1 protein-coding gene is annotated in these 7345 nt (G+C 66.9%); it reads left to right on the top strand.

All coding sequences use genetic code 11. The features are described 5' to 3' along the window. The coding region (locus tag R4P95_RS33230; RefSeq protein WP_317840528.1) for a non-ribosomal peptide synthetase at positions 1-7345 on the top strand (7345 nt) is incomplete at both ends.

The raw sequence follows: 7345 nt of genomic DNA, 5'->3' as shown, positions 1-7345 counted from the left end.
ACTACTGGAAAAACACCCTCCCCGCCCTCCCCGACCTCCTCCCCCTCCCCACCGACCACCCACGACCACCACAACGCACCCTCAGCGGGGAATCGGTGTACTTCGACATCGATCCGCAGGTCCATCGCCGACTGTCCGCCCTGTCCGGGGATCACGAGGCGACGATGTTCATGGCCTTCCACGCGGCGTTCACCGTGCTGCTCGCCCGGCTCGCCGACAGTTCCGACATCGTTGTCGGTGTGCCCGTCGCCGGGCGCGGCGAGCCCGCCCTCGACGACCTCGTCGGAATGTTCGTCGGAACGCTCGTGCTGCGTACTCCGGTGACGGCCGCCGCATCGTTCGCCGAACTCCTCGACACCACCCGGGACGCCGACCTCGGCGCCTTCACTCACGCCGATCTGCCGTTCGAGGTGCTCGTCGAGGAGCTCGCCCCCGGCCGCTCGACCGCGCATTCGCCGTTGTTCCAGGTTCTCATCGAGTTCGGCCGGGCCGAGTCGATCTCTCTCGAGTTGCCGGACCTGACGGTCGAAGCCGTAGACACCGATTTCGGTGCCGCGAAGTTCGACCTGCAACTCACCCTGCGTGAACATCTCGCCGAAGATTCCTCACCCGCCGGCGTATCCGCCGCCTTCACCTACGCCGGTGATCTTTTCGAGCGCGACACGGTCGAGGGCTTCGCGAAGCGTTTCGTCCGGATACTCGAGGCGGTTTCGACTGACCCCACCCTCCCCGTCGGGGACATCGAGATCATTGACGGCAGTGAACGCGCCACCATCGCACATCAGTGGAACGAGCCCGGCACCGACTCGGGCGCCGACACCCTCGCCGACCGCTTCGCCCGAGTCGCTGCGCAGTTCCCCGCTTCCGGTGCTCTCACGGTGGACGGCTCGACGACGACCTATTCCGCGCTGGCGGCCCGCATCAACAGCCTGGCACGGTATCTGATCTCGATCGGCGCGGGTCCGGAATCCTCGGTAGCCGTTGCGCTCCCACGCTCATTCGACTCCGTCGTCGCATGGCTCGCGGTCACGGTGTCCGGAGCCGCGCACCTACCCCTCGACGTCACCTATCCGGCCGAACGCATCGCGTTCGTGCTCGGCGATGCGCACCCCCTGTGCGTCGTGACATCCACCGAGATCGACGGGTCACTGCCGGACACCGGCATTCCGCACGTCGTGGTCGACTCCGAAGCGGTGATCACGGCGGCGAGCGGCTTCTCACCGGCTCCTGTGACAGAGACGGACCGACGGAATGCACTGACCCCGGATTGCGCTGCGTACGTGATCTATACGTCCGGGTCTACCGGCCATCCCAAGGGCGTTGTGGTGTCGCACCGAAACGTTCTGACGTTGTTCGCCAACACCCTCGACCGGTTCGGAATCGACGACTCCGACGTGTGGACGCTGTTCCATTCGTTCTCGTTCGACTTCTCCGTGTGGGAACTCTGGGGCGCTCTGCTGAGGGGCGGCAGAGCCGTGTTGGTCGATTACTACACAGCACGGTCCCCGGAGGCGTTCCTCGCACTGCTCCGCCGTGAACACGTCACGGTCCTCAGCCAGACCCCCACCGCGTTCTACCAGCTCATCGAGGCGAATGCCAGTGCGCCCGACACCGCTGCGCAACAGGGTGATACGGCGCTGCGCTACGTGATCTTCGGCGGCGAGGCCCTCGATCTCCGTCAACTCGACCGCTGGTACGCCCGTCACGACGACGATGCCCCCACATTGGTGAACATGTACGGCATCACGGAAACCACCGTCCACGTGAGCGCGCTCGCACTCGACCGCACAATGGCGGCAACGGCACGGGCGTCGGTCATCGGCCGAGCCATATCCGGGCTGCGCGTCGCCGTCCTCGATCGCCGACTGCACCCTGTTCCGGTCGGAGTGCTCGGTGAAATGTATGTGTCGGGCAGTCAGCTCGCGCGAGGATATCTGAATCGGCCCGAGCTGACCGCGACCCGCTTCGTGGCGGATCCTGCCGGTCACGGCACCCCCATGTACCGCACCGGTGACCTCGCCCGGTGGAATCGAGACGGGCAGCTGGAGTACCAGGGCCGCAGCGACTTCCAAGTTCAGCTGCACGGTTACCGCATCGAACCCGGAGAGATCGAGATCACGCTGCGACGGCACCCCGCAGTAGTGCACGCGGTGGTCCAGGTCCACACGGACGACAACGGGGTGGACCGGCTCATCGGTTACGTCGTACCCGGGGTCCCCGATGAGGAACTCGACGTCGAATCGGTGCTGGAATCGGCCCGTGCCGAGTTGGCTCCGCACATGGTGCCCGCGACTCTCGTCGTCCTCGACCGGTTGCCGCTCACCGCGAACGGCAAACTCGACAGGAAAGCGCTACCGGCGCCGGACTTCACCGAGCGCGTCACGTCGAGCCGGGCTCCGTCGCTTCCCACCGAGCGAGTACTCGCCGGACTGTTCGCACAGGTCCTCGGGCTGGACGCCGTCGGCATCGACGACTCGTTCTTCGCGCTCGGCGGTGACAGCATCATGGCTATCCAGCTGGTGGCCCGCGCCAAGGCGGCAGGGATGTTCTTCAGCCCGCGCGACGTGTTCGAACGCAAGTCGGTGGCTGCGCTCGCCGAGGTCACCACCATCGCTCAGCCGACGGGTCTCGCGGAGCTTCCCGGCGGGGGCGTCGGCGCGCTCCCGTTGACGCCCATCGCGCACTGGCTGCTGGGCCGTGGCGGCGACATCAGCCGGTTCTCTCAAGCCGCAGTCCTGACAGCACCGCCAGGCCTGTCCCTCGATACGCTCGCTCGAACAGTGCAGGCGGTACTGGACCACCACGACATGCTGCGCGCCCGGCTGTGGCGCTCGGACGCCGGACCGGCCATGGAGGTGCTCGCTGTCGGAGCGATCCAGGCGTCGGACCTGCTGTCGCGCATCGACACTCCGTCGGTCCGCGGCCCCGAGTTCGGGGCGATGATCAGTGACCAGCTGACCTTCGCCGAGGACCGGCTCGATCCGGCCCGGGGCGTCATGCTGCAGGCCGTGTGGTTCGACGCCTCCCCCGACCACCGCAACGGCGACCTGTCGGCGCAGGAGGGCCGACTCCTGCTGGTGATCCATCACCTGGCCGTCGACGGCGTGTCCTGGCGAATCCTGGTACCTGACCTCGCCGCCGCCTGGGAAGACATCACCGCCGGCCGGGACCCCGACCTGCCCGACAACGGAACCTCGATGCGCCGCTGGGCGCACGCCCTCGTCGACACCGCCCCCGAACGGGCCGGTGAACTCGACCTCTGGCGCCGCATCCTCGACGGACCCGACCCCCTCCTCGGATCCCGGCCACTCGACCCCGTCCACGACACCGAGCTGACCACCGACAAGGTCACGACCGAGATCTCGCCGGACGTCACCGAAACGCTTCTGCGCGAACTTCCCCGCGCCTTCCACGCCGGTGTCGACAACGGCTTGTTCACCGCCCTGGCGCTGGCCGTCGCGCGGTGGCGGCGTCGTCACGCTCACCCGTTCGACGAGGTTCTGGTCGGGGTCGAGGGGCACGGCCGGGAAAATAGCCTCATCCCCGGCGCGGACCTCTCCCGCACCGTCGGCTGGTTCACCACCATCCACCCCGTCCGACTCGACCTCACCGGCATCGACCTCGACGACGCCCTCCACGGCGGAGACGCCGCCGGAACCGCCATCAAAACCATCAAGGAACAACTACGCACGATCCCCGACCACGGCGCCGGATACGGACAACTGCGCTACCTCGACCCCGACACCGCCGAAGAACTCCGCACCTACCCCGACCCCCAGATCACCTTCAACTACCTCGGTCGATTCAGCGGGAGCCTTCCGGATCGCTCCGGTGGCGGTGGATGGTTGCCGGTGTCGGGCACCGGACTACATCGCCGGTTCCGTGCGGACATCGGTGCTGCAGCAACTCTCGACGTCAACGCCATGGTCATCGAAACGGACGACGGACCGGTCCTGGAAGTGGGATGGCTCTATCCGACAGGAGTTCTCACCGCTGCGGAGGTGAGCGAACTCGCCGACCTCTTCACCACCGCACTCACCGCCCTCACCACCCACACCCACCAACCCCACACCGGCGGACACACCCCCACCGACTTCGACCTCGTCCACCTCGACCAACACACCATCGACACCCTCGAACACCACTACCCCACCCTCACCGACATCTGGCCCCTCTCCCCCTTACAAGCCGGCCTCCTCTTCCACTCCGAATACACCGACCACACCCTCGACACCTACACCGTCCAACTCACCCTCGACCTCCACGGCCCCCTCGACACCACCCGACTCCACCACGCCGCCGAAACCCTCCTCCACCGCCACCCCAACCTCCGCGCCGCCTTCACCCACACACCCGACGGCCACCCCATCCAAATCATCACCGACCACACCCCCCTCCCCTGGACCCGACACGACCTCACCCACCAACCACCCCACCAACACCCCACCACCGTCGAAGACATCCTCACCACCGACCGCCACACCCGCTTCGACATGAACACCCCACCCCTACTCCGCTACACCCTCATCACCCGCACCCCCCACCACCACCACCTCGTCATCACCAACCACCACATCCTCCTCGACGGCTGGTCCACCCCCCTCCTCCTCCACGAACTCCTCCACCTCTACACCCACCACAACGACACCACCGGACTGCCGCACCCGCGGTCGTATCGCGACTACCTGGCGTGGCTCGGGCGGCAACCGATCGAGGACAGCGTCTCCGCGTGGAAGGAAGCACTCGACGGTGTGGAGGAGCCGACTCTTCTCATCGCGGACTCGGACCGGGCAACGGTGGCGAACTTCCCGGAGGAGCTCGGCCTGTCGATCGATCAGGAGGGGACGCAAGCACTACGAACGCTGGCGCGCGAACGAAACCTCACCCTCAACACCATGGTCCAAACCGCCTGGGGCATCGTCCTGGCCACCCTCACCCACCGCGACGACGTCGTCTTCGGCACCACCGTCTCCGGACGCCCACCCCACATCCCCGGCATCGAAACCATGATCGGACTCTTCATCAACACCATCCCCGTCCGCATCACCCTCGACCCCCACCACACCCTCACCGAACTCCTCGACCACACCCACCACACCCACACCCAACTCCTCGACCACCACCACCTCGGCCTCCCCGACATCCACCGCGCCACCGGACCCGCCACCACCTTCGACACCCTCACCGTCTTCGAGTCCTACCCACTCGACACGACGCTCGACGCCCAGAAGTCCGACCTCGAGATCACGGCCACCCGCGGGTCCGACGCCACCCACTACCCCCTGGCCATCGCGGCGTCCGCGGACGACCGGCTCCACCTGAAGTTCGAGTACCTGCCCGACCTGCTCGAGCGGGAGGATGTGGAATCCATTGCTGCCCGAGTGCGCAAGGTTCTCACCGTCATGGCGACCGAACCCGATACGACGCTGGCCGCGCTGAACGTGCTCGACGAAGCGGAACTGCGGGACCTCGTGCCCGCACGGGGAGCACCGGCCGTCGAGTACCGCACCCTCGCGCAGATCTTCAGCGCCGCCGCCGCAGTGAATCCCGCAGCACCTGCGCTGTCGTTCGAGGGGCGCACGGTGACGTACCGCGAGCTGGAGGAGACGTCGAACCGGATGGCGCGCTTGCTGATCGACTTCGGTGCCACACCGGAATCGTTCGTGGCGTTCGCCCTCTCTCGGTCGATCGACTCGGTCCTTGCGGTCTGGGCAATCAGCAAGACGGGTGCGGCGTTCCTGCCTGTGGACCCGGGGTACCCGCGCACTCGCATCGAACAGATGCTGACCGACTCCGGCACCCTGCTGGGTCTCAGCTGTTCCGAGCACCGCGACCAGCTGCCGGACACCACGTCCTGGCTGTTCGTCGACCGACCCGACTTCCGCACCCGGACGGAAAGCTACTCGGCCGCTCCGGTCGACGACCGGGATCGCCGACTGCCGTCGCGGATCGACCACCCGGCCTATCTGATCTACACATCCGGGTCGACGGGCGTGCCCAAGGGTGTGGTGGTCACGCACCGCGGTCTCGGTTCGTTCGCCGCAGCGCAAGCCGAGCTGCTCACACCGCACCCCGATTCCCGCGTGCTGCATTTCTCGTCGCCCACCTTCGACGGTTCCCTGTTCGATTACCTCCTCGCGTTCGGTTCCGCCGCAACGATGGTGATCACGCCACCCGGAGTGTTCGGTGGCATCGAACTGACCCGGCTGATCGAAGCCGAGCGGATCACACACGCGTTCGTGCCCACCGCCGCACTCGCCACAACCGACCCCGCGGACCTCGACACCTTCCGCGACGTGGTGGTGGGTGGCGAGGCGTGCCCACCCGGTCTGGTCGACAGATGGGCACCGGGCAGGAGGCTTCGGAACGGGTACGGGCCCACCGAAACGACCGTGATGTGCAATATCAGTGATCCGATGAGCGTCGGAGCCGACATCACGATCGGAAAGCCGATCCGCGGTGTCGCCGAGCTCGTACTCGATGCGCGTCTGCAGCCGGTGCCGGCGGGAGTACCGGGCGAGCTGTATGTCGCGGGTCCCGGATGCGCCCGGGGATACCACCGGCGGCCGGGGCTGACAGCACAGCGATTCGTGGCTGATCCGTTCGGCGGCGGTGAGCGCCTGTACCGCACGGGCGACATCGTCCGATGGCGACGTGAGGACCACTCACTCGAGTACCTGGGCCGCAGCGACTTCCAGGTGAAGGTCCGCGGTTTCCGGATCGAGCTGGGCGAAATCGATGCCGCGCTGACCCGCCACCCCGCTGTCGCGTACGCGGCCACGATCGGAACGACGGGACCCTCCGGCGATACCGTGCTCGTCTCCTACGTCTTGCCTGCCGAAGGCATGGAGGCCGTTCCGGCGCAGCTCACTGCATACGTCGCCGAGTCGCTTCCGGCCTACATGGTTCCGGCGGCCATCGTGGCGATCGAGGAAATCCCGTTGACACGGGTGGGCAAGCTCGATCGCGCCGCGCTACCCGAGCCCCAATTCGACCGCGGCGCGGATACCGCGCGCCACACCGCGACTCCGATCGAGGAGACGGTCGCCGACGCCTTCGCTGCCGCACTCGGACTCGACCACGTGGGCATCGACGACAATTTCTTCGAAGCGGGCGGCAATTCGCTGACTGCCACCCGGGCGGTAGCGCGCATCAACAGTGCTCTGCACACCGATATCGGCGTGCGCACGCTGTTCGAAGACCTGACCCCGCGCACCGTGTCGAGCCACCTCGTTCATCGAACGAACAACGTTCCGCATCCGTTGGTCGCGGGTCCGCGGCCGCGGTGGATCCCCCTCTCCCCCGCCCAGAAACGCATGTGGTTCCTCAACCAATACGACACCAC

The organism is Rhodococcus sp. IEGM 27 (assembly GCF_033142305.1).
Lineage (GTDB): Bacteria > Actinomycetota > Actinomycetes > Mycobacteriales > Mycobacteriaceae > Rhodococcus_F > Rhodococcus_F oxybenzonivorans.
This window is presented reverse-complemented; position numbering and strand designations above follow the sequence as displayed.